This is a genomic window from Altericista sp. CCNU0014 (assembly GCF_044923475.1).
GTDB lineage: Bacteria > Cyanobacteriota > Cyanobacteriia > Thermosynechococcales > Thermosynechococcaceae > JAAURS01.
The window spans coordinates 1,135,298-1,156,817 of record NZ_CP137338.1 but is presented as its reverse complement, the minus strand read 5'-3'; the positions used below and the strand labels follow the sequence as shown (position 1 = coordinate 1,156,817).

Sequence of the window (21,520 nt, the reverse complement as noted above, 5' to 3'; positions counted from 1 at the left end):
AAACGCTCTAAACGGCTAAACGTATTCATGTTGCATTCGGAAGGCTGGAGTAGTACCAAATAGCGCTAAAGCGAAACTAGAACTTGCGAAGCCGCCAAACCATATCCAGGCTGAAAAAGTTCCAAAATCGAACAATTCGATATGGTATAGCGAAGCAAGTAGGACTCCTACCGTAAAGACTAGAGTGGCATAAATGACGATGCGAACTTCTTGCCAAGATTGTTGAGATCCGGCATACAAACTCCCTAGGCCGTAGGACAAGAAGGGAGCGCTATAAATATGAGCCAGCATCGGGGTGATTTTCCAGGGCCAAACGATCGCCATCCAGCTCGGCACAAGGAGTAAGCCCAAGGCCAATAAAGTAACCCACCCGCCCTGAATGTGTAAATAGGTTCGCATACGATCCGATAGCGGTAAACCCTCTGCGGGATCGATTTGCGATCTTTGTTGCCAAGCAATCCACGCTGCAATCAGCGGGAAACTGATATAGGCGATAAACCAAACCCAAACCTGCACGCGCCCCCAGTCGAAAGCCGGGAGGTAAAACAACGAGATAATACCCAGCGTCCCCGTCCAGATCGCAATCATGGGGGTCACCACTCGGACTTCCGCCCATTGTTTGGCCAGGATATTTAGCCCCATAAAGGTCGCACCGGAGAGATACATCGCCCCTAAAAAGCGCGAGTGTAACGGGGGCACCATCAACGGGAGTACTTGGAACACATGGGCAGGGAAAAACATACCCCAAATTCCAATCGTAGCTGCCAGCGCCAGAACAAAGCCGTAAAAGATTTTTTGAGGACCTGTAATTTCCGAACTGGCCGAGACTTTAGATCGAAAGGCGATTCCTATGACACTGAGATTAATGGCCTCGCTCGCAAAAATCAGTAGACTGCGATCTAAATTTATGGCCCAGGCGTAAAGATCGAGGGTTAACTTAAATGAAACCAGCGTCAAAACTGCCCATATAGCCCAGCTTTTGCGCGACCATACGCTGCCCAACGCGAATAGCGTAAAACCCGATAGAAAAACAGAAAAAATACGCAATCCAATACTCTCTTGACTAACAAAAGCGTAATATGGAAACAAGATAACTAATCCCATAGATTGGACGATCGTCAGGAATAATAAAGTTTTTCTAAACTGTAAAATCACGAGCTATTTTCTCCCGCCATCTCAATAGTCTCTTGATTATTGACGTTCTAATTTTGATTGTCGGTGATTTCGGATTGCTCAATGAACGATCGCCTTCACGAGAAAGAGTGACGATTATCACTAGTTAGGCGATTTCTAGAAAAGAGAATACCGAGTCGTAGGGGCGCAAGGCCTTGCGCCCCTGCAGAATGTTTGGTAGTTTGGTTCTTCTGGAATCTCGCTGATAATTGTATAATAGACTACATTCTATCGTGTATTGAATGATGGACATTCACTTAGATCTCCTCCTCAATTTTCCTAATGTTACGGTACAAAGTTGCGTTCATGAAGATGAAGGCATTCGCCTAGATTTAGGATTTATAAAGGAAGGTAGCCATTGTCCTAAGTGTAAGCATTTTAGTGATGATCTTCATCGAAGTCGACCTAGCTTAATTCGAGATTTATCGATTTTTGGAAAACAGACTTATCTTCGTATCTATCGTCGTCAATACTATTGTTCAACCTGCCAAAGTTACTTTACAGAACAATTATCCTTTGTCGATTGGCATCGTCGCTATACTCAGCGATATGAGGCATATATTTATGAAAGCGTGCAACATTCGACCATTGAACAAGTATGTCGAGAAGAAGGACTGACTTGGGATCAAGTTCATGGGATATTTAAGCGACAATATAAGCTAAAAAAACCGAAACTTGGAGTCCGATTACCCGCTTGAGTATTGATGAGATTAGTAAACGTAAAGGGCATAAAGATTTTGTGACAGTGGTTTGTGATATTGAGCAGGGAAACTTGGTAGAGGTCATTGACAGTCATAAGCAAGATAAAATCATTGAAGTGCTTGAGCAACAGCCCTTAGAGATACGTGAGCGAGTTAAAGAAGTGGGTATTGACATGTGGGGTGGCTTTCCAAAAGTGATAGAAAAAGTCTTTCCTAATGCAGTAGTGGTCATTGATAGATTTCATGTAATGAAGGCAGTCAATAGCAATTTGAATACGATTCGAAAGCAATCTGGGATAAAGGTCAAGAATAATAAATTTATCTTGCTCAAGAATGGGATAGATTTGAGTGCTGAAGAGAATGAAAAATTAGAACTAATATTAAAGCAGTCAGACCGACTGAGAACGGCATATGAGTTAAAAGAGTCATTTCGAGCGATATACGAGTCAGAGCTAACTGTTGAAGACGGGAAAAAGAAGATAGAGTTATGGATGGATAAAGCCAGGAAAGTTTACTGTAAAGCGATTACAACGATCTCTAATCATATAGAGGGGATATGCAACTACTTTTTAAGTCGGACTACGAGTGGAGTAATGGAAGGAATTAATAATAAAAGTAAACTGATTAAACGACGAGCTTATGGATTCGTTAACTTTGACAATTTCCGTATGCGTCTATTAGCTTAATTTTTTGATTAGACAAATTTATCAGCCTAAACCCAGAAGAGCCGTAGTTTTTATTTCGGGAATGGCTTGGAGTTTATACAGAGATAGCGTTAGCGTATCGTCTTGAAACTGATAGACAATCTCTGATTTCATTCTCTGTTGCGCGATAACGCTTTTGAGGCGATCGCTAGGGTTATAGAGAAAGACATCGCCAGATAGATCGGGGATTTTCAGGGTCTCTGGCTCGGTCGAAAGCAGAATTTTAGTATCTGGATCTAACCGATGGCTCAGCGGCATGATGACGCCTAAGGGCATATCGGAAACGAGCAGCGGATCGACAGCTCGGTTAACGATTTTTGGAATTTCGACATCGAATTCGGACCAACCCCACCAACTCGTCGCCTGAGATGAAATTGCACAAGTTACAATACTACAGGTCATCAGGACGGCTGCAATACTTTGCCAGGTTTTCCGATGGACTGCTGTTGCGTATTTTTGCGTCATTCGATCGACCAGCAGATAGGCGATCGCCAAATCGATTCCTAGATAGAATGGCAAAAGATACCGCGTATTCATCGATCGTCGGCCTCCCCAAATCAAGTCTGGAAGGAGGATTGGGAGGAAGGACACCCCCATTGAGATAAAGAGAAACAGCCATTGCCGCTTGAGTCCATGACGGAAAAGGGTAACACAGGCGAAAATGGATAGAAACAAAATCGGAATGGCCAGGTAAACCAGCCGTTCATCATAGCGAAAATGCCATGCTGCGAAGAGTTGACAGATATGAATGCCCCAAGATTTGAGCAAGGTCAGCAAAGGGACGGGTTCCTTTGTCCAGGCAGTAGATAACCCGATCGTTTCTCGATGTTGCCACATTGTCCAAAGCCAGGGAATAAAGGAGATAATGCTTACCCCTGCCGCAAGAAGATAGCGAATCGCGTTCTGGCTCAACCGGAAGCGTTCGATCAGGAGTACGTAAAATCCATGCCCTAACAAGGTTAGAGCGAATAATACATGGCAATACAGCCCCGCGATCAGCATCCATAGGTACAAGATCCAGTGCCAGAGCACTTTTGAATGCATCGCCCGAAGTAACAGGGCACTCGAGCATAAAACAATGACGATCCACAAACTATATTGACGCGCTTCTTGTGCGTATCGAATCGAGAGGGGGGAAACGGCCCACAGACTCATGGCCATCCATCCCACTGCCGGAGACGCAAACAGTTCTAACCCCAGCCAGTAAATTCCTGGCAATGCCAATAGACCGATCGCAGCGGGCAGCACTCTCATTGCTGCAATCGATGCGCCAAAATAATCGACCCATAATCGTGCGAGGGCATAGTACAAAGGAGGATGTTGCGCGTTCTTGGTTGCCAATCCATCGATCGTGTCGAGCACGCTGTGTTCCGATGATGGGTATTGGTAGTGTAAGAGATCTTTTACTTTGACAATTTGCCCCGCAAAGAGATGTTGAATGGCTTCTTGAGCGCTGTATCCAGAAAGATACAGCGAGGTATAGGTTTCATCGTGCCAATAGGGTTTTCGATCCAAATTGACAAATCGAAATGCGATACCCAGTAATAACACAACGGTAATAACAACTTTCAGCCATTGCGAGGATGAGGCTTCCGTTTTCATGGCAAATATCAGGTCATTCGGCGAAGGTTCGCTCCAACCTAGTTTGGGTCAGGTCGTAAAGGTTGACGGATGATGAAGAGAAGGCATCTCAAAGGGAAAAAGCGGGACGATCGCCGGTCCATCGTCCTGCTCTAGAAGCGGAGTTTCGGTCGGAGATTACAGAAGCGGAATGCGCTCAGCCAATCCCTTTAAATTCAATACTTTATAGCTGAGGACTGCGCCGAGCGGATTAAAAACCCGTCTGCGCTCTGCGATTTTAATTGCGATCGTTTCAAACTCTACTTCTTTCTGACCCAATATCACCACTGGCGGCAGTGCCAAAGCAAAGCTCAAACCGCCTGCATCGGCATTGGGAATTAACGTCGCGCTAATGAGAGATCCGAGCGGACTCTCTTGTCGGACAATATCGGCTCCCCTAAACACGAATCGACCTTCAGGTCCCTCATATTCCAGTTGAGGCTCTGCGGAATCGCCACCGCCGCCCAATGGACCGAACGCTCGCGGAAAGAACACGACCTTTGTCGTACCATCCGCATCCGTAAAGGCAAAACGATTCGGCTGGGGAACCTCCTCAGTCTCTCCTTCGCTGGAAGAATTTTCCGAACTGAAAAATGCAACCTTTGAATTTGCAGATGCGTGAATGCGAATGCCTTTCAATCCTTGAGGTAGGTTTTCCCATAGGAACTCTGCCGCAATCGGCGTAATCGCTTGGGTAGCACTCCCATCGGGAGGTTCGGCAACAAAGTCAAAGTCATAAATCCCATCAGGAGGGGCCTGGATATACGTAAACGGGACTAACTGCGGATGAGACCAACCTCCGGTCGGTACCGTACCCGATGCCGAGATTTTTAACTTTGCCGGAAAAGTTCTTAATGGAAAGAGCTTAACCTCAATGACTTCTAGTACTTTTTTCACGATCGAATTCCTCAATAATAATAAGCAAATTGAATATCCAATCAGCTCAAAACAAGATGTAAGATAGACCGTCGGAGCGCAGCACCGATTCTTGTTAGAAGGCGGTTTTATAAGCTTTGCGAGTCTTTCAATACGCCTGAATGTTTGCGACCTCTGACCGCTCTGACGAAGGGTTTCGCCTTCCATCGGTCGCAATAAAGTGGAGGAAGCGATAGAAACTCCACACCGTTCAAGTCATATTGTTTGCACCGTCTAACGCTCTGACATCGCTCTCCTTTGAGCGTTAGCAATGGGGCACTGCGGTATAACCCCCAGCCAGTGCATTGATGTAACCGACAACCACAGAAGTTATTAATGAGATGCACTCACTCAAGATGCACTCGCTCAAACCTCAGGTCTAAAATAAGCATAGGAAACGCGGAGCTACTATGCAGGTTGAAAAAGTCATACAAAGTGTGACAACCAAGGTCAGGAAAACTCAGGTCTGCGATCCCGGTAACGCGTGGAAGGTTCAGGCAGTCAGTTGATATGCCGGACAATTCCGTCGGTTGGTCTCTAGCATTGCAGTCATTTGCTCTACCGCTAAAGGACGACTGAACAGATAGCCTTGAATGATGTTGCAGTTTAGGGAACGGAGAATTTCAAGCTGCACTTCGCTATCGACGCCTTCAGCCACCACCGTCAGATCGAGTCCCTGTGCTAAGGAAATAACCGCTTTGATAATTTCAACATCTTTAGAATTGGGCTTTAGGTCGCAAATAAAGGACCGATCGATTTTTAGGGTATTGAGCGGAAGCTGCTTGAGGTAATTGAGAGACGAATAACCCGTTCCAAAGTCGTCCATGGCAATATGGACGCCCATGTCCTGCATCTGTCGCAGTAGACCTTGGGTAAAGTCCACGTATTTAACCGCAGTCGACTCAGTGACCTCTAGCTCTAGAAATCGAGGCTCTAGCTGCGTCTGCTCCAACACTTGAGCGACAACATTGACAAGATCGGGCTGGAAGAACTGGCGCGCAGACAAATTGACCGCAACGGACAAGGGCGCTAGCCCCGCTTGATGCCACGCTACGGTCTGAGCGCAGGCAGTTTGCATGACCCAGGTGCCAATTTCGACAATCAGACCTGTCTCTTCGGCCAGAGGGATGAACGTGGCAGGGGAAACCAGACCCAGTTCGGGATGCTCCCAGCGGATTAATGCTTCGAGACCGATAATCTGGCCCGTACTGGCATCGACCTTCGGCTGATAGTAAAGCAGGAGTTCTTGGCGCTCTAGTGCGTGACGGAGGCTGTTCTCTAGGGCAAAGAGTTCCGGCGCTTCCGAATTCATGGCAGGCGCGTAATGCTGAACGCTGCCCCGGCCTTGATCTTTGCAGCGGTAAAGCGCTACATCGGCATTTTGAAGCAGCAGTTCGGCAACTTTGCCATCTTGGGGGTATACCGAAATCCCGATACTGGCATCGATGTAAAGCTCGCGATCGTTGACGTTAAACGGAGCCTTAAGCGCGTCGTGAATGCGATAAGCGGTTTGAGACGCATCTTCCACATCTCGAATTTGCGGTAGCAGCACCGTAAACTCGTCGCCGCCCCATCTCGCAACGGTGTCGCCTTCGCGAAGACAGTCTTGGAGGCGATGCGCTACTTCTTGGAGCAGTGCGTCGCCAACCGAATGACCTAGGGTATCGTTGATGGTCTTAAAGCGATCGAGATCCATAAACATCACGGCTAGGTTTTGGCCGTTGCGCCGCGCGCTGGCTAAGGCAAAATCCAGGCGATCGTTAAACAGAATGCGATTGGGCAAATTGGTCAGGGCATCGTGAAAGGCTTGATGGTGGATAATTTCTTCCGTTTGCTGGCGCTGAAGGGCAGCACTGATGCTGGCCGCCATTGCAAAGATAATCGACTCTTCCTGGGACGACCACACATACTCAGTCGTACATTGGTGCAGCTCGATGAAACCCCAAAACTTGGAATTTACGATAATGGGCACGACTAAAAGGGACAGCACGCAATCTTGCAGCAAGAGCGACTGTTCGCTTTCTGGCAAGTTTCGGGTCAGATCGCTGATGGCAGTTTCGTCGGTTAGGAGATGATACCAACGTCTGAGATGAGCGCCGCTGTAGGGTTGGTTGTGACGATGGTTGTGTCTCAAAATGGACGGAATCGATTCGTGGGTCCACTCAAACCGCATGCTGGTCGAAATTTCTCCCGTACCAGGATGCGCGTGATTCATGGAGATACAGATGCGATCGACGAGGGCTGCAGCGCCTAAGGTTGCGATCGCTTCATTAATAGCAGAGTCGTAACCGACATTTGCCAGTAAGTGAGTGGTCGCTTTTGCCACGCTCTGCAAGAGGCGATCGTGTTTTCTGAGTTCGGACTCGGCGCGTTTGCGCTCCGTAATATCGAACACGCAGCAGCGAATCAGATCGCTTTCAGAAATATAATGAATCGACTGCTCGAAGACTTTATCTTCAACTGCCGCTTCTCTCACCAGAATATGAGACTCCGACTGACGAATGAGGGACAGCAACCCATCCAGCATGGGGTGTGCCATTCCCTGCTGGGTCAAGTCAGGAAAAATCTGTGCCGCTGCCGGATTGAGATAAGTCAAGTCTCCATGGATATTGACTTCAAAAATCGGGCTGGGAATAATTTCAGGAAAGGACGCTAGCCGGACCAAGGAAGCTTCGTCAAACTGCTCCTCAGCAGAACTAGAAACCGGGGCAATGGGGATATTCGATTCAGCAAATAACTCTGTATAGTCGATCGTCTGGGAATAGGATAAAAAAGCCTCATCCGTCAGCGCTGGCAAAATAAGGTAGCGGACTTTAACGTGATTGCCGAGTAAAAGCTGGTCGCCATGCTTCAAGCGATGGGAATAGCTTCTCTGCCCGTTGACCTTAATGCCGTTGGTGCTGCGTTTGCCCTGAAGATTGCCATCGATAATTAAAAAGCCGTAGTTGTTGGGGTCGGCACTGGTTACCCGTAAGAGCAGAGCGTGCTGTCGAGAAACGGCTTTAGATTTCAGGACGATCGAGTTGGTCGAATCCCGACCAATCGAATGAGAAGTAGACTCTAAGGGTAATAATCGCTGTCCCTCTCCATCTTCAACGGCAAGCAGGTGTCGAACCCCTTTCGGAGAAAGGGATGCTTCGGCTTGAGGTTCGGAATGTCTGGCCGAAGTATAGGGGTTGATGTCATACAAAAACGGCTCGGACAAGGGAAATACACCTTCACGTTAAGGGACAGTTAGGAGAAAACAGGTTCCTCTGGGACAGAATACGCTTCAGTATCGGGCGTTTTATCCAGACAAATCGCGAGCGAATTGGAGATGGAAACGAAATTTCAACACTGCATGGGACTGTGCTTAAGATTCCCAAATTTTCTATCTTGACAACATAACGTGCTGCAGCACTCCCTACCAGAGTATAAAAATTTATCAATCCCGCACTGAAAAGGGCTAGGTTTGAGATGGCTATCTATCTATATTTCAGGCAAAACGGTCATCCGTCCCCGGACAAAAATGCCTTCAGGGGCGATCGCCAGCTCTTGAAGCTGCACTTGGGGACCTAGATCGAAGCTGTAGCCCTGCAGGTCGCGGAGCGGCAGTCCCCGCTTAGACTGGGGAGTGGGCAACCATTCCGGGCGATCGAGGGAAAGGGTATGGGGGCCCTCTAAGCGGAGCGAGGTTTTGAGCGCCACGGGAACGGAGCGCTCGCCCTGCCGAACACTCAGCAGGGCGCTAAAGCGCACGGTATTGTCGGACAAATGCAGGTAGGGGTCTTGCAGCACGAGCAGCTCGGACGGGACGGATTGCCCCAGCGCTTCGGTAATTTGCTCGCCGACGAGCATCAGAAGCGCGTCGATGATGGCACTTTGAAACAGGGCGGAATGGAGAGAAGCTCGGGCATCTGGTGCCAGAAGCGAGACGCTTAAGTCGATGGGGAGAGGCTCTAACAACCGCAGCGATTTGCCCTTGAGAATTTGTCCGATGTTAATCCGTAGATTGGATCCGTTGAGTTCGATTTGGCTGAGATGCAGCCCCTGATAGACGACCTTCTGCGTCTTGAGCCGCACGTTTGGGAGATGGCCCGACAGAATTTGGCGATCGCCGCCTTCCAAATGCACTTCTAAACTAGAAACAGACTCAACCTGCGATCTCAGCCAGAGCTGAAGTGCGGGCTCTAGAATGCGACGGATCGGTCCTCGTTTGAGGATAGGTGCAACAGTCGAATCAGAAGAAGGCATCACAGGCAACCAAAACTCCACCCATCATAAAGGATTCGTTCGAGCTGTCCGTGATACGATCGTACTTGAAAGGGAGTAGCGAGCGGCACGAGGCCGCAAGATCGGCGTCAACATACTGGCGATGAGCCTGGTTCCGGTCGCGATAGCATTCATTCCACGAGTTATCGGCGCGAGACTTTCACTAACGTTCGCAGATCAATACTGCGGGCTTGGTGAAGTCTGACCGACAGCCCAGCCTGCAGAAAGGTCTCTTCATTCTTACTGTAGGGTTATAGGCTGTCATGCTTGAGGCATTCACGTCTGCGCTGCTGCTGATTACGAGTCAGGAACTGGGCGATAAAACCTTTTTTATCGCGCTGATTTTGGCCATGCACCATCCGCGTCGCTGGGTCTTCTGCGGTTCTATTGCGGCCCTAGCCGCGATGACTGCAATCTCCGTTGGGGCGGGTCACCTGCTCGGCTTTCTGCCTCAGGCCGTCACCCACCGCATCTTCATCGCGCTGTGTTTCGGATTTGGAGGTTGGCTCTGCTGGCAGGCCAGTCGGATGACTCCAGCCGACGAGCAAGAACCCCTCCAAGAAGCCTCCCAAGACGTTAAATCTTTCGAAGCCCAAGACCACCACTGGGGAAAGCGGCAGCAAGCGCTCAAAACCAACGCATCGTGGGCCATCGTTCTAGAGGCGTTTATTTTGACCTTTGTGGCGGAATGGGGCGATCGCACTCAGCTCGCAACCGTGGCGATCGCCATGCGGGGCCATCCGGTTGGCGTCATTGCGGGAGGGATTGCCGGACACGCAGTCTGCACGTCAATCGCCGTTGTCGGGGGGCGTTGGGCTGCGGGACGAATTTCCGAACGGGTCATTACTTGGATTGGAGGGTTGCTGTTTATTTTGTTTGGGGCGATCGCCATTTTCTCCAATCCCTCGGCTCTTTAAACCGCAAAGACTGACCCCTGCGATTGAAGTCAGAGCCAACCCTTGCCCTACCATTTCAAAAAATTTTGAGGTAGCTTTCCCGCAGCGCCGTTTTACCTCAGTTTGTGACCTGGCTAAAACCAGGTGGGTGCCGAATGCCTCAGTTTAAAGTTTCCAGATACGAGTCTGGTCTACTGCCACCGGACAAAATAGGCTCCCGTACAAAACAAGCATAGATCAATAAACTTGTTGGCAGTCACCAACGCCGCAGATAAAGCTAGAGGCATTCTAACAATAATTTTCGGTAAGATCGGCTTGGACGCCCAAAGGATTGCCATGAACCCTTCTCCATTGAGCCTCGATTCCATTCCCGCTCGACCTGCCGCTGCCGAATCCGAGCATTCCCTAGCCCTGGCCCAACGCCTTGCCCATCAGCTCAGCCTCAAACCCGAAGACTGGCATCGGCTTAAATCAAATCGCCGCAGTCGCGCCCTAGAGCAAGCGGCGGCTGCATTGGTCTACCTGCTCAAGGACGAACCCGAAGAAGGGCTGGCTCGCCTCCAGCAGGCCGTAGGATGGCTCGATCGCACCATTAGCGCGCCACCTTGCCCTACCCACGGGCATTCCCGACCTTCCCCCGACACATAGAAAGATGTTTAGAATAGTAAAGCTTTCCTTAGAGAAAAGCGATTATCTTTCTTCGGTCGCCTCCAGTCGGTAAACTACATAGTGATATTAAAAAGGTGGCGAAAACATTATGAGTGTTGTCAGTCAAGTCGTACTTCAGGCCGATGATGAGCTGCGCTATCCAAGCGCCGGCGAACTACAAAGCATTGCAGAGTTCTTCAAATCTGGTGAGGTGCGGGTACAAATTGCCAACACCCTCAGTTCCAACGAGAAGCGCATTGTAGAGCAAGCGAGTCGGCAGCTCTGGCAAAAGCGACCCGATTTTATTGCCCCCGGTGGTAATGCCTACGGCAGTCGCGAACGCGCGCTCTGCCTGCGCGACTACGGCTGGTATATGCGTCTCATTACCTACGGGCTAGTCTCTGGAGATAAAGAACCCATTGAAAGCATTGGTTTGATAGGGGTTCGGGAAATGTACAACTCCTTGGGGGTACCAGTCCCTGGGATGGCAGAGGCAATCCGCTGCCTCAAGGCTGCATCTTTGGCGCTGCTGTCAGACGATGAAGCGGCAATCACCGCACCTTATTTTGACTACTTAATTCAGGGCATGTCGTAGAGCTTTATGCGCGCGCTTGATAGCCAGCGTGCATCTAGATTTAGCGTTTATCGTTTTGCGCCATCGCTTAAGAGCCTGCTTTGACATTCAAAGCAGGCTCTTAATACTTTCAAGATTCAGCACGGAACCCGTTCGGGCGCGTCTAACGATTACCGCTCGCACTCATAATATTTGCTTTGACCGTAACGGGTTCGAACTCAAACAAGTTTGGATCGGTTGGGTCGATCGTCGCTCTAACCCAATGCATATCAGGGGGTCCAAAGGTTTCTACGCGCGTGAAATTCATGACCCGCTGATTGCGCGGGCCGACCAAGGGCTTGTCGATGCGGAAGTAGTGACTGTCGCCGTGGACGAGGGCAACGGGCTTGGCAAACGCGATCGCCTCGGGCAGGAGCGCATCTAAAAAATCATTGAACCCAGTGCGCTGCTCGCGCGGTAGCTCGAACCCTGGATTGGCTTGCATGACGAGCATGATGCCGCTGCGCTGCTGCTGCCGGGCTAAAGCAAAGGAAGACTTGAGCCAGTCTAAATTTGCCCGATCGCGCGCCTTAAATTCTCGATCCATTTCAGGCGTGCGGCCAAAGTTGTTATTGCTACCGACGAGGTGGAGTCCCACAAACAAAACAGACCCATACCCCCAGCGCACATTCTCGCGATAGGTAGCGGACTTTGGCGATTGACTTTGACGTTCTAGCTTCAAAACCGTCTGTCCCAGGCTGTAGTCCGTTGCAAAAAAGAGCTCCCGCAGCTTCGCAAGGCGAGCTAAGGGATCGCCTCCCGTCCGGTGACAGTCCGTCCACTCGTTGTCTCCCGGCACGAGCACGAAAGGAATGCGGAAGGTTTGGTAAAGCGATCGCCGACTCAGGGTCAGCTCATCGGTACAAGGCGACGCGCTACTCTGGATATCGCCATCGTGGATGACAAATGCAGACTTACTGCGATTGATATCGGCAACCACATTGGGATATTGCCGTTCTTCTAAAGCAGAATAGGGCGCGTCGCCAATCAGCGCGATCTCAAAACGATTGGGGGTCGCACCCGCATTGATGGGCGTTTGCGCGAAAGTTGCGGTGCTTTGGCTAAGACCGATCGCAGCCAGTCCCGCAGCAATCCATCCTCGGTAACGTTGAAAAGCCATTTTTGATTCTCCCCAGATATCTCGTCGGGGCGCACATACCTTGCGCCCCCTCACGGGTGTCATAGATCTATACGGAAATTGCAACCGAAATCATTTTAAGGATAAGGCTGCCCGCTTTGGCGATATCGGTCTATACGAACTATACAAACATCAGCTTGCCGCATACCGCTAAGGAGACGAAGACACTGAAGCCGTTGTTTCGTAATACTCTTCTAAAACAATGCGATCCATCCGAGGATCTGAGGATATCACCCGAACCTGCAACCGCTCGCCCAAGTCGATAGAACGATGAAAGCGCATTGCCAGTTCTAGACCCAAGTCTTCGATCAAAATCAGTCCCAGACTTTCATGTTCTCGGAGCCAACGGAGCATCATGGCCGACCAAACAGTATTGCCCTGGCGGCGCAAAAATTCCAAGCTCCAGTATCGATTGGTCTGACGCTCGATAAAGTTGGACTCTTGCACCACCGTTGTGATGCTAGACAGTAAAGCCGGCAAATCGGTCGCGCTAAAGGGCAAGGGTTCGCCCCGCAGGTGAGCTTTAATTTGGAAATGGGCCAACAGGTCGGCGTAGCGTCGAATGGGCGACGTGACCTGGCAGTAGCCCTCTAAACCCAAACTGGAATGGCGGGCGGGCACGATTCCCATCTCGCTGCGCGGCATGCAGCGCCGAATCGCCGAGGAGCGCACGGGGCCAGCTTCTAGCTGCATGAGTTCCTCTTCGGGCGGGAGTTCGGGCTGGGGCTGAGAGCGAAAGGGCAGGGGTAAACTGTGGACTTGACCGTAGCTGGCGGCGACTTCGCCCGCCAAAATCATCATCTCCGCCACCAAGTTGCGCGATCGCGAATCTTCTAAGACGAGGATATCGATGTCGTCTCCGTTGACCTTGATGACCGATTCCGGCATATTGATGGCGATCGCCCCTTGGCCCATACGCCACGCTTGGCGGCGCTCCGCCCAAGCGGACAGAGCGATGAGTTCCGGTTCTGCCTGTACCCCCAGTTCTAAAATTTCGTCTACGTCTTCGTAGGTGAGGCGATAAGTAGGCTTGATGGTGCTGGCGGTAATCTCGTAGCTCTCCACCGCACCATCGTCGCTCAGGATCACGCCAAAGCTGAGGGCGCAGCAGAGCTGTCCCTGGATCAAACTCATCGGCCCCGTCGATAGCTCTACGGGAAACATGGGGATCATCCCCGTGGGCAAGTACACCGTCGTACTGCGACGCTGGGCTTCTTTATCGAGGTCGTCGCCGAGGTCGATCCAGCGGCTGGGGTCGGCAATGTGGATCCACACGCGCTGCCGTCCGTTTTCGAGGGTTTCTAGACTGAGGCCGTCGTCAATCTCAGCGGTACTTTCGTCGTCAATGGTATAGACCTTCAGATGGGTCAGGTCTCTGCGATCGCGCTCTAGGTCAGGGGGGGGCATCGTCAGCCGCTCTCGTACAGCGGATAAAACGCTCTCGGAAAACTGGGTAGGCAAGTTGCTCCGGCGGACAAATAAGTTTTCGTGGTGACTCCAAAGCCCTAAATCGACCAACACTTGAAATGCCGATTGCGGGCTGTCCGGTCGTCCGATCTGCTTGAGCAGGTCGGCAGCGGTGCTGCGGGTGGGGGATTCTTCGGCAAAAAGGGCGTACCGCTCTAGGGCGGTCAAATAGGGGCGATCGCCCGACTGCCACTCGACGGGTTCTCCCGCCAGCGCCTGCTGCCAGCGTTCGAAGAAGGCCTTTTGCTCCGATTGCCGTTGGGCTTCGCGCTCGATCTGATGCTTCAGTTCTGCAACCTGGGCCGCAGTCCGAGGCTCGTAAAGGTCGCCCTTCTGCTTGAAGTAGAGCTTATCTTCGCTCAGGAGCCGATGGGCGGCATAGATGCAGGGCACCGTCTGCTCTGAAAACAGGAGCTGGGCCAATTCCTTGGGTTCGACAGCACGACCGCCTTCTTCAATTAAAATTTCCCAGGCAATTTCTAGGCTGGAAGGGTCTAGAAACACCTCGACAGCTTTTAAAAATGGAGTGATATCCGACGAACCATAGAGCCGATCTGAGGCCGTAAACGTAATCTGCCGGGGATGCAGGCTGTGGGAATGGCCTCTCTCATCCACGACGATCCAGTTTTTTTTGCCCTCAGGCCGCTCTGCAACGCCCAATCTTGGCGATCGCTGGGCGTCCGTATCCCCTTGCCCTCGAAACTCGACTAATGTTCCCTTATCCACAAATTGCGGCTCGTTGACCTCTATACACCAATAAGCCTAGGTACGACATCTAAAACCTAGGCTCAATGCAACTCTATTTTAGACCCAGGCTACCCGAGTCTTTCTATTCCTATGTGTCCCGATCTAAGGCAGGATTGAAACTAGCCTTCAGCATTGATAAAGGGAAGCAACGCGATGATGCGAGCGCGCTTGATGGAGACGGTGAGGTCTCGCTGCTGTTTGGCGGTCAAGCCAGTGATGCGACGGGGCAAGATTTTGCCGCGCTCGGTAATAAAGCGACGCAGAAGGTCAACATCTTTATAGTCGATGGGGTCGCCAGGTTTGATCGGAGAGACGCGACGTCGAAAATAGGCCATGATTTAGAACTTATTCTGGGTAGATGTAAACAGGTTGAACCGGAAGCGACGCAAAGCAAGCCTTATTTGATTTCTTTGTGCACTGTATGGGTGTTGCAGTGCGTGCAGAATTTTTTCAGCTCTAGCCGCGCAGTGGTGTTGCGACGGTTTTTCATCGTGGTATAGCGCGATACGCCGGGCGATCGCTTGTTGGAATTAGAGCGACACTCGGTGCACTCTAGGGTAATAATGACACGGACGCCCTTAGCCATGAGTCTTTACGAATAATTTAGTTAGACACAGCTTACGATTATCTCATACTTAGACCGCACTGTGTCAAACAGTTTCAGAACGCCTGAGCGCTGGCTTGGAATGCAGGACGGATGACAAGGAGAGATAGAGAGTATGGCACCATCTAAAGAAAAGGTGCTTTGAAAATATCTTTTTTCATCAATCCTGCTAAATCTGTGCCTCCTATCATCGCAAACCTCTTTCAACTCCCCTCGCCCCTGCCGCTCGAAGAGCGCTTTGAAATCCTGGTGGAAGGACATCGACTTCGCATCGAGCGGATTCTGTCTCTGGGACAAACGACTCCGCTAGGAGAATGGTACGACCAAGATCTAGACGAGTGGGTCATTTTGCTCCAAGGCGAAGCAGAACTGGCGTATGAAGGCAATACGCGGCAGAGGCTACAAGCTGGAGACTATGTTTTAATTCCAGCCCACTGTCGCCACCGGGTTGAGTACACAAGCACGGAACCGCCCTGTATTTGGCTGGCGGTACATGGGGTTTTGCAATCCGCTGACGAAGGGTAGGCCGACAGCTCCTTTCCCATACAGGTTCTACAACAGCTTCTGAATTGCTTTTTCTAAATCTTCGGGCTTGGCGAGCGAAGGGTACCGCTCCACCACTTTACCGTTGCGATCGACCAAAAACTTCGTAAAGTTCCACTTAACGGTTTCGGTGCCGAATAACCCCGGTGCGGCCTTCGTCAAATATTGGAATAACGGATGGGCGTCCTTGCCATTCACATCTACCTTCTGAAACAGCGGAAACGTGACGCCAAAGCGGGTTTCGCAAAAAGATCGAATCTCTGAGGCGCTGCCTGGCTCCTGCTGCCCAAATTGATTGCAGGGAAAGCCTAAAATGACCAACCCTCGATCTGCATACTTTTCGTACAGCGCTTGAAGCCCCTGGTATTGAGGCGTAAAACCGCACTGGCTGGCCGTATTCACAATCAGCAACACCTTGTCTTTGTAGGTGCTGAAGTTGATGGATTGTCCTTCAATAGTGGTTGCAGAAAAGTCGTAAATGGATGGGGCGAGTTGAGTGGTCATGATTAGAAGTACTTAATAAAACTACACGATCGCTTTACGCCGATTTTATCACTGCCCATTGGGTCACGGTGGCCAGCGATCGCCATCCCAGGAATTTCCCCACGGGTTCCGCCCGCTGGATGCCAATGCGCGTAAAGGTGCCGCCCACCTGGCGATGCCACTCGAACAGTTTTTGTTCGCCTTCGAGGGTAACCGCATTGGCGACCAAGCGCCCGCCGGGTTTCAGGGCGCTCCAACAGGTTTCGAATAAGCCCTCCGCCGTCGCGCCTCCACCGATAAAAATCGCGTCGGGCTGCGGGAGGTCTTTCAAAGCATGAGGTGCGGTGCCCTCCACGATTTGCAGATTCGGCGCGCCCAGGCTGACGGCATTGTCCGCGATCGAGGCGATTCTGGATTTTTCAACGGCGATCGCCCGGCAGCGGGGATGGCTCCGCATCCATTCGATCGAGATGGAGCCGCACCCTGCCCCCACATCCCAGAGCAATTCCCCCGGCAGCGGCGCGAGGGTCGAGAGGGTGACAGCGCGGACTTCGCGTTTGGTGAGTTGGCCGTCGTGGCGGTAGGCATCGTCGGGCAGTCCCGGCAAGCGCGACAGGGGGCGCAGGCTGGGGTTGGGGTCGCAATGGACGGCGATCGCATTCAAATCTGCCAAATCTGTCTGAGTCCAAGCTGCGGCAGTTCCCGAAACCAGGCGTTCTTGAGGGCCGCCCAAGCGTTCCAGGACGGTCATGGCGCTAGGGCCAAAGCCGCGCTGGGTTAACAGTTCGGCGACCCTTTTAGGCGTGTGACGGCCTTCGCTCAAAATGAGGAGTTTGGCGTTGGGGTACAGATAAGCATTTAAAAGAGCGGGCGGACGACCGCACAAGCTCAGGGTTTCGACCTCCGTTGCCGACCAACCCAACCGAGCGCGAGCGAGGCTAAAGGCCGATGGGGCTGGAACGATCGCCATTTCGGCGATGGGGATTTCTCGCAGCAACGCGACGCCGATGCCAAAACAGAGCGGATCGCCGCTGGCCAAAACGCAGACTTGCTGGCCCTTGCGGTTCAGAATTTCGCGGATGGAGTCGTGAATCGGCGAAGTCCAAATCAGTCGTTCCCGTCCGTCTGGGGGCACGAACGCAAGATGGCGATCGCCCCCGACCAACACATCGGCGCAATTGAGGAGCGATCGCGCGACAGGACTGAGGCCAGACAGCCCGTCTTCGCCAATCCCGATAACGGACAGCCATTTTGGCAATTTGTCTCGATCCAACGTTTTTATCTTTACCTCTGATTGAACGATCGCAGACTTAAACTATGGGGAAATTTTGACATCCTCTTGCCGCCCATTCTCCTACCGTTTTCCAACCGTTGCCCCCACCATCGGATTGGCCGCTTAGTTTAGGTTATCTTGGTTGCGAGTATCGCTGCTGCAATCGCGAATCCTAGGTTATGGAAATTCGAAACGAGAAGCCAGAAGATTTAGAAGCCGTTCGCAGAGTCAATGTTGCTGCATTTGGGAGAGCGAGCGAGGCAATCTTGGTCGATCGATTGCGGGGGACTGATGCTACGTTTTCCTTTGTCGCTCTTCACACCGAGCAAATTGTCGGGCACGTTTTCTTGAGTCCAGTGGCGATCGACGGTAACTGTCCGGGCGATCGACTCGTGCTCGGACTCGCACCCGTAGCCGTCCTACCCGAGTATCAGCGACAAGGCATTGGGTCGTTGCTGATTCGGCACAGCTTAAAGGAGTGCGATCGGTTTGGGGTTAAAGCTATTGTCGTGCTCGGTTCTCCAGAATACTATTCGCGATTCGGATTTGCACCAGCCAAGGAGAAGGGGTTGAAATGCGAGTACTCAGTCCCGGAGGAAGCCTTTATGGTGCTGGAATTGGAAAGTGACGCGCTCGAAGGCTGTAACGGAACGGTAAAATATCGGTTGGAGTTCGACGATCTTGAATAGCGATCTGCTTGCCTATCGTCCCAACCTTTTACTATGAAATCCATTACGCAGCAAATTTTAGTTGGCATTGCCGGATGCTTAGCACTGACTTTGGTTTTAAGCTACGGACTATCCGTAGCAGTGAACTTCGGCATCGCCCAATTCGAACAGAAGGCGCAGGAATTTTTGCCTGCAGCCGAGCCAGAATCCAGTCCCCAAAATCCATAATGTTTACGGGTTACAAATAATGTCTTCATTCAAGCCACCTTGGCTCACCTCATTATTTTGGGGAACTTTGGCTGCTGCTGTCGTCATGCTGGGGCTGCGGGGCTTTGCCATTTTGACGATGATTCCCGGCGGGATCGTGAGCGGTCTTTGGATTCTGGCCATTAGTCTGGGCATTTATTTAGCAATCGCCAGCCTACGCTAGGGGCGCTATCGCAGCCTTAATGGTTTTTCGCTGCTTCATGTCCTCAAACACCTGTCCCAGATTCTGTAGGGGTTGTCGGTCAGTAATCATTAACTCCAACGGTAATACGCGGCTCGCAATCAGGTCTAATGCCTGACGCACGTAGAAGGGCGTATTGTGAAACACGCCTTTCAAGGTCAGTTCGCTGTAATGGAGCTGTTCTGTATCGACGGAAATGCGCGTGTTGCGGGGGCAGCCGCCAAACAGATTGACCGTCGCGCCGGGACGGGCACAGGCGATCGCCGTTTCCCAAACACTGGGTACTCCAGTCGCCTCTACGACAATATCAGCACCCATGCCTGCGGTCAGACTTTGAACGATCGCGGGGATGCTTTCCACTTGGCGATGGTTAAAGGTATGGGCTGCGCCAAACTTTCTGCCGATAGACAAGCGCGATTCGGATCCGCCAAATAGAATAACCTCTGCCCCTCGATGGGCCAAGACCCCCACAAACATGAGGCCGATGGCTCCGTCTCCGATCGCGGCAACCTTGGGCGCGCTACCCCAGCGCTGCTGGAGCTCTGGCAAAAATCCAGACCGCGCCACGCCATGCAAAACGCAGGCGAGGGGTTCGGTGAGGGACGCCAGGGCATCGGAGACACCCTCTGGAATGGGAAGGAGGTTATGGCGGACGATCGGAGCTGGAATTTTGAGATATTGGGCAAAGGTGCCGTTGTTAAAGGTTAGGTCGGGACAGAGGGAATATTCCTGACGCTGGCAGAAGAAACACTGCATGCAGGGGGCCGAGTTATTGGGAACCGCGCGATCGCCGATCGCCCATCCCGTCACGCCTTCGCCGAGAGCCGCGATCCGTCCGGCAGCTTCGTGACCGAATAGGGTGGGCGGCTTGAGCATTCGCGCGTGTCCGCCCCGCCGCCACACTTTGAGGTCGGTGCCGCAGGTGGTAGCAGCGCCGACCTCAAGGATGACTTCTCCAACATTGGGGGTTGGATCTTCCACCCGCTCTAGGCGGAGATCTTCTCGACCGTATAGAACTGCGGCAAGCACGGGAACAACTCGGAAGGGGGCTAAGAGTCTGCTTCTGGGCTGGGTTGCGGGGGAGCGGGTTGAGGCTCGACCGGGGGAAGCGGAACGTATCGACCGTAAATCTCAGCCATCTCGTACAGGCGATGGCTGTACTCCGAGCGCAGCGCCTCGGCTCGATACCGCCAGCGCCAGTTGTTGTCAACGGTACCAGGGGTATTCATCCGCGCGTTCGTCCCCAGACTGCACACATCTTGGAGCGGTACAATGGCCTGATTGGCGACAGAACTCATCGCCAACCGGATCGCATCCCACGCTACCCCGTCGGGACTGATGCCGCCGAGATACCGATAGAAGCGATCCTTTTCGTGGTCGTTGGCGGCTTCGTACCAGCCCACTGTAGTGTCATTGTCGTGGGTACCCGTGTAAATGACGCTGTTGTGAGTGGTGTTGTAGGGCAAGTAGGGGTTGCCACCATCGCTGCCAAAAGCAAAATGCAGGATCTTCATGCCCGGAAAACCGAATTGGTCCCGCAGGTCTAGGACGGCCTGGTCGATGTCCCCCAAATCTTCGGCAACGATCGGAAGGCTGCCGAGGGCGTCCCGCACTGCCATGAAGAGCTTCTCGCCGGGGCCGAGGAGCCAAGCCCCCTTGACGGCGGTTTCTTCCTCTGCCGGAACCGCCCAGTAGGAGTCAAATCCGCGAAAGTGATCGATCCGAATCAAATCCACCAGTTCTAGGCAATCTTTAAAGCGGTCGATCCACCAAGCAAAGTCTGTTACTTCGAGATGCTTCCAGTCATACAGCGGATTGCCCCAACGTTGACCCGTTTCGGCAAAGTAGTCGGGGGGGACCCCAGCGACAAAGATGGGCTGTTTGTCGTCGTCGAGCTGAAATAGGTCTGGGTTGGCCCAAACATCCGAGCTGTTGAGCGAGACATAGATGGGGATGTCTCCAAAAATCTGAATGTGGTGCTGGTTTGCATACTGCTTCAGGCCGCTCCATTGCCGAAAGAATTCAAACTGCCAAAATTTCTGACAGTAAATTTCGTCGGCAAGTTCTTGACGGGCTTGCGCGAGGGCGTCGGGATGGCGATCGCGCAGGGGCAGCGGCCAAGCATTCCACAGCCCCTCCGGCTGGGTTTTGTGCAGCGCCATAAAGAGCGCGTAATCCTCCAGCCAGCGAGCTTTTGCCGCACAAAAATCCGCAAACGCTTGCTGCTGGGAAGGGGAGGCAGCGTCTTTAAACTGAAAGCTGGCCTTGCGCAGTAACGGTATTTTCCAAGTTTCGACTTGCTCGAAATCAATAAAGTCTGGATTGAAGGCTGGCGGATTCTGGAGGTCTTCGTCGGACAAAAAGCCTTGACTGACGAGGACATCGAGACTGATGAGCAGCGGATTCCCTGCTGCCGAGGAAAAGCTCATGTAGGGCGAGTTGCCGAAGTCCGTGGGTCCTAGAGGCAAAATTTGCCACAGTCGCTGGCCGCTTTCCACCAAAAAATCGATAAACTGTCGCGCTGGCCCTCCCAAATCGCCGATCCCGTAAGGGCCAGGGAAACTGGTCGGGTGAAGCAGAATCCCGCTGGTTCTTGGAAACGGCATAGCCCAATAATTCCTTAAAAAG

22 protein-coding genes and 1 other RNA gene are annotated in these 21,520 nt (G+C 51.9%); 9 read left to right on the top strand and 14 right to left on the bottom strand.

The annotated features are described in order from the left end of the window. Positions 1-15: 15 nt before the first annotated feature. Positions 16-1,047, bottom strand: coding sequence for a hypothetical protein (locus R6H26_RS05810; protein ID WP_404789139.1), 1,032 nt, complete (start codon positions 1,045-1,047; stop codon positions 16-18). 368 nt (positions 1,048-1,415) lie between these two features. On the opposite strand from R6H26_RS05810, the gene R6H26_RS05805 reads away from it, so the two are divergent. Together R6H26_RS05805 and R6H26_RS05800 are read left to right on the top strand one after the other, a co-directional pair. Next, entirely contained in the window at positions 1,416-1,871 is a 456-nt protein-coding gene (locus R6H26_RS05805; RefSeq protein WP_404789137.1) for a helix-turn-helix domain-containing protein, read from the top strand. Further along, the gene (locus tag R6H26_RS05800) at positions 1,868-2,560 is read left to right on the top strand and encodes an ISL3 family transposase (protein ID WP_404789135.1); all 693 of its coding nucleotides are present in this window, start codon (positions 1,868-1,870) and stop codon (positions 2,558-2,560) included. The genes R6H26_RS05805 and R6H26_RS05800 overlap by 4 nt, the downstream gene beginning before the upstream one ends. 21 nt (positions 2,561-2,581) lie before the next feature. Here the strand turns inward: R6H26_RS05800 and R6H26_RS05795 are convergent, their stop codons facing one another. The 4 genes from R6H26_RS05795 to R6H26_RS05780 all read right to left on the bottom strand — a co-directional run bounded on the left by R6H26_RS05795 (position 2,582) and on the right by R6H26_RS05780 (position 9,346). Continuing rightward, positions 2,582-4,180, bottom strand: a complete 1,599-nt coding sequence (locus tag R6H26_RS05795; protein ID WP_404789133.1) for a hypothetical protein — start codon at positions 4,178-4,180, stop codon at positions 2,582-2,584. 156 nt (positions 4,181-4,336) lie between these two features. Next, positions 4,337-5,095: a hypothetical protein gene (locus R6H26_RS05790; RefSeq protein WP_404789131.1), complete on the bottom strand. Its 759-nt coding sequence runs from the start codon at positions 5,093-5,095 to the stop codon at positions 4,337-4,339. A 511-nt stretch (positions 5,096-5,606) separates the two neighbouring features. Beyond that, positions 5,607-8,318, bottom strand: coding sequence for an EAL domain-containing protein (locus R6H26_RS05785; protein ID WP_404789130.1), 2,712 nt, complete (start codon positions 8,316-8,318; stop codon positions 5,607-5,609). Between the two features lie 263 nt (positions 8,319-8,581). Next, positions 8,582-9,346, bottom strand: coding sequence for a DUF2993 domain-containing protein (locus R6H26_RS05780; protein ID WP_404789128.1), 765 nt, complete (start codon positions 9,344-9,346; stop codon positions 8,582-8,584). 281 nt (positions 9,347-9,627) lie between these two features. On the opposite strand from R6H26_RS05780, the gene R6H26_RS05775 reads away from it, so the two are divergent. After that, entirely contained in the window at positions 9,628-10,281 is a 654-nt protein-coding gene (locus R6H26_RS05775) for a TMEM165/GDT1 family protein (RefSeq protein WP_404789126.1), read from the top strand. A 72-nt stretch (positions 10,282-10,353) separates the two neighbouring features. Here the strand turns inward: R6H26_RS05775 and ssrS are convergent. Next, positions 10,354-10,537, bottom strand: a non-coding RNA gene (ssrS, locus tag R6H26_RS05770) — 6S RNA. Between the two features lie 59 nt (positions 10,538-10,596). On the opposite strand from ssrS, the gene R6H26_RS05765 reads away from it, so the two are divergent. Together R6H26_RS05765 and apcD are read left to right on the top strand one after the other, a co-directional pair. Beyond that, on the top strand, positions 10,597-10,908 hold the full coding sequence (locus R6H26_RS05765) for a DUF6439 family protein (RefSeq protein WP_404789124.1): 312 nt from the start codon (positions 10,597-10,599) through the stop codon (positions 10,906-10,908). 109 nt (positions 10,909-11,017) lie between these two features. Beyond that, positions 11,018-11,503, top strand: a complete 486-nt coding sequence (apcD, locus tag R6H26_RS05760; protein WP_404789122.1) for an allophycocyanin subunit alpha-B — start codon at positions 11,018-11,020, stop codon at positions 11,501-11,503. Between the two features lie 142 nt (positions 11,504-11,645). Here apcD and R6H26_RS05755 read toward each other — a convergent pair whose 3' ends face one another. The 4 genes from R6H26_RS05755 to rpmG form a co-directional block, all read right to left on the bottom strand. Further along, entirely contained in the window at positions 11,646-12,641 is a 996-nt protein-coding gene (locus tag R6H26_RS05755; RefSeq protein WP_404789120.1) for a hypothetical protein, read from the bottom strand. Positions 12,642-12,809: 168 nt separating this feature from the next. Then, on the bottom strand, positions 12,810-14,852 hold the full coding sequence (locus tag R6H26_RS05750) for a ribonuclease catalytic domain-containing protein (RefSeq protein WP_404789119.1): 2,043 nt from the start codon (positions 14,850-14,852) through the stop codon (positions 12,810-12,812). Positions 14,853-14,992: 140 nt separating this feature from the next. Next, complete coding sequence (gene rpsR / locus R6H26_RS05745; protein WP_404789117.1) at positions 14,993-15,208, bottom strand: 30S ribosomal protein S18; 216 nt, start codon at positions 15,206-15,208, stop codon at positions 14,993-14,995. 62 nt (positions 15,209-15,270) lie between these two features. Beyond that, the gene (gene rpmG, locus R6H26_RS05740) at positions 15,271-15,459 is read right to left on the bottom strand and encodes a 50S ribosomal protein L33 (RefSeq protein WP_404789115.1); all 189 of its coding nucleotides are present in this window, start codon (positions 15,457-15,459) and stop codon (positions 15,271-15,273) included. Between the two features lie 195 nt (positions 15,460-15,654). On the opposite strand from rpmG, the gene R6H26_RS05735 reads away from it, so the two are divergent. Beyond that, a complete protein-coding gene (locus tag R6H26_RS05735; RefSeq protein ID WP_404789113.1) occupies positions 15,655-16,002 on the top strand; it encodes a cupin domain-containing protein in 348 nt (115 codons plus the stop codon). A gap of 27 nt (positions 16,003-16,029) precedes the next feature. Here R6H26_RS05735 and R6H26_RS05730 read toward each other — a convergent pair whose 3' ends face one another. Further along, entirely contained in the window at positions 16,030-16,524 is a 495-nt protein-coding gene (locus R6H26_RS05730) for a glutathione peroxidase (protein WP_404789111.1), read from the bottom strand. Positions 16,525-16,558: 34 nt separating this feature from the next. Continuing rightward, on the bottom strand, positions 16,559-17,776 hold the full coding sequence (gene cbiE / locus R6H26_RS05725; RefSeq protein WP_404789109.1) for a precorrin-6y C5,15-methyltransferase (decarboxylating) subunit CbiE: 1,218 nt from the start codon (positions 17,774-17,776) through the stop codon (positions 16,559-16,561). 179 nt (positions 17,777-17,955) lie between these two features. On the opposite strand from cbiE, the gene R6H26_RS05720 reads away from it, so the two are divergent. The 3 genes from R6H26_RS05720 to R6H26_RS05710 are packed head-to-tail and all read left to right on the top strand — an operon-like array spanning position 17,956 to position 18,874. Continuing rightward, positions 17,956-18,465 (top strand): GNAT family N-acetyltransferase, encoded by a 510-nt coding sequence (locus tag R6H26_RS05720; protein WP_404789107.1) that lies wholly within the window; start codon positions 17,956-17,958, stop codon positions 18,463-18,465. Between the two features lie 33 nt (positions 18,466-18,498). Further along, positions 18,499-18,672: a hypothetical protein gene (locus R6H26_RS05715; RefSeq protein WP_404789105.1), complete on the top strand. Its 174-nt coding sequence runs from the start codon at positions 18,499-18,501 to the stop codon at positions 18,670-18,672. 19 nt (positions 18,673-18,691) lie between these two features. Next, a complete protein-coding gene (locus R6H26_RS05710; protein WP_404789103.1) occupies positions 18,692-18,874 on the top strand; it encodes a hypothetical protein in 183 nt (60 codons plus the stop codon). Here R6H26_RS05710 and R6H26_RS05705 read toward each other — a convergent pair. Both R6H26_RS05705 and malQ read right to left on the bottom strand, forming a co-directional pair. Further along, positions 18,866-19,921, bottom strand: a complete 1,056-nt coding sequence (locus R6H26_RS05705; protein WP_404789101.1) for a zinc-binding dehydrogenase — start codon at positions 19,919-19,921, stop codon at positions 18,866-18,868. The genes R6H26_RS05710 and R6H26_RS05705 overlap by 9 nt on opposite strands. Positions 19,922-19,941: 20 nt before the next feature. Then, complete coding sequence (gene malQ / locus R6H26_RS05700) at positions 19,942-21,498, bottom strand: 4-alpha-glucanotransferase (RefSeq protein ID WP_404789099.1); 1,557 nt, start codon at positions 21,496-21,498, stop codon at positions 19,942-19,944. Between the last annotated feature and the right edge of the window lie 22 nt (positions 21,499-21,520).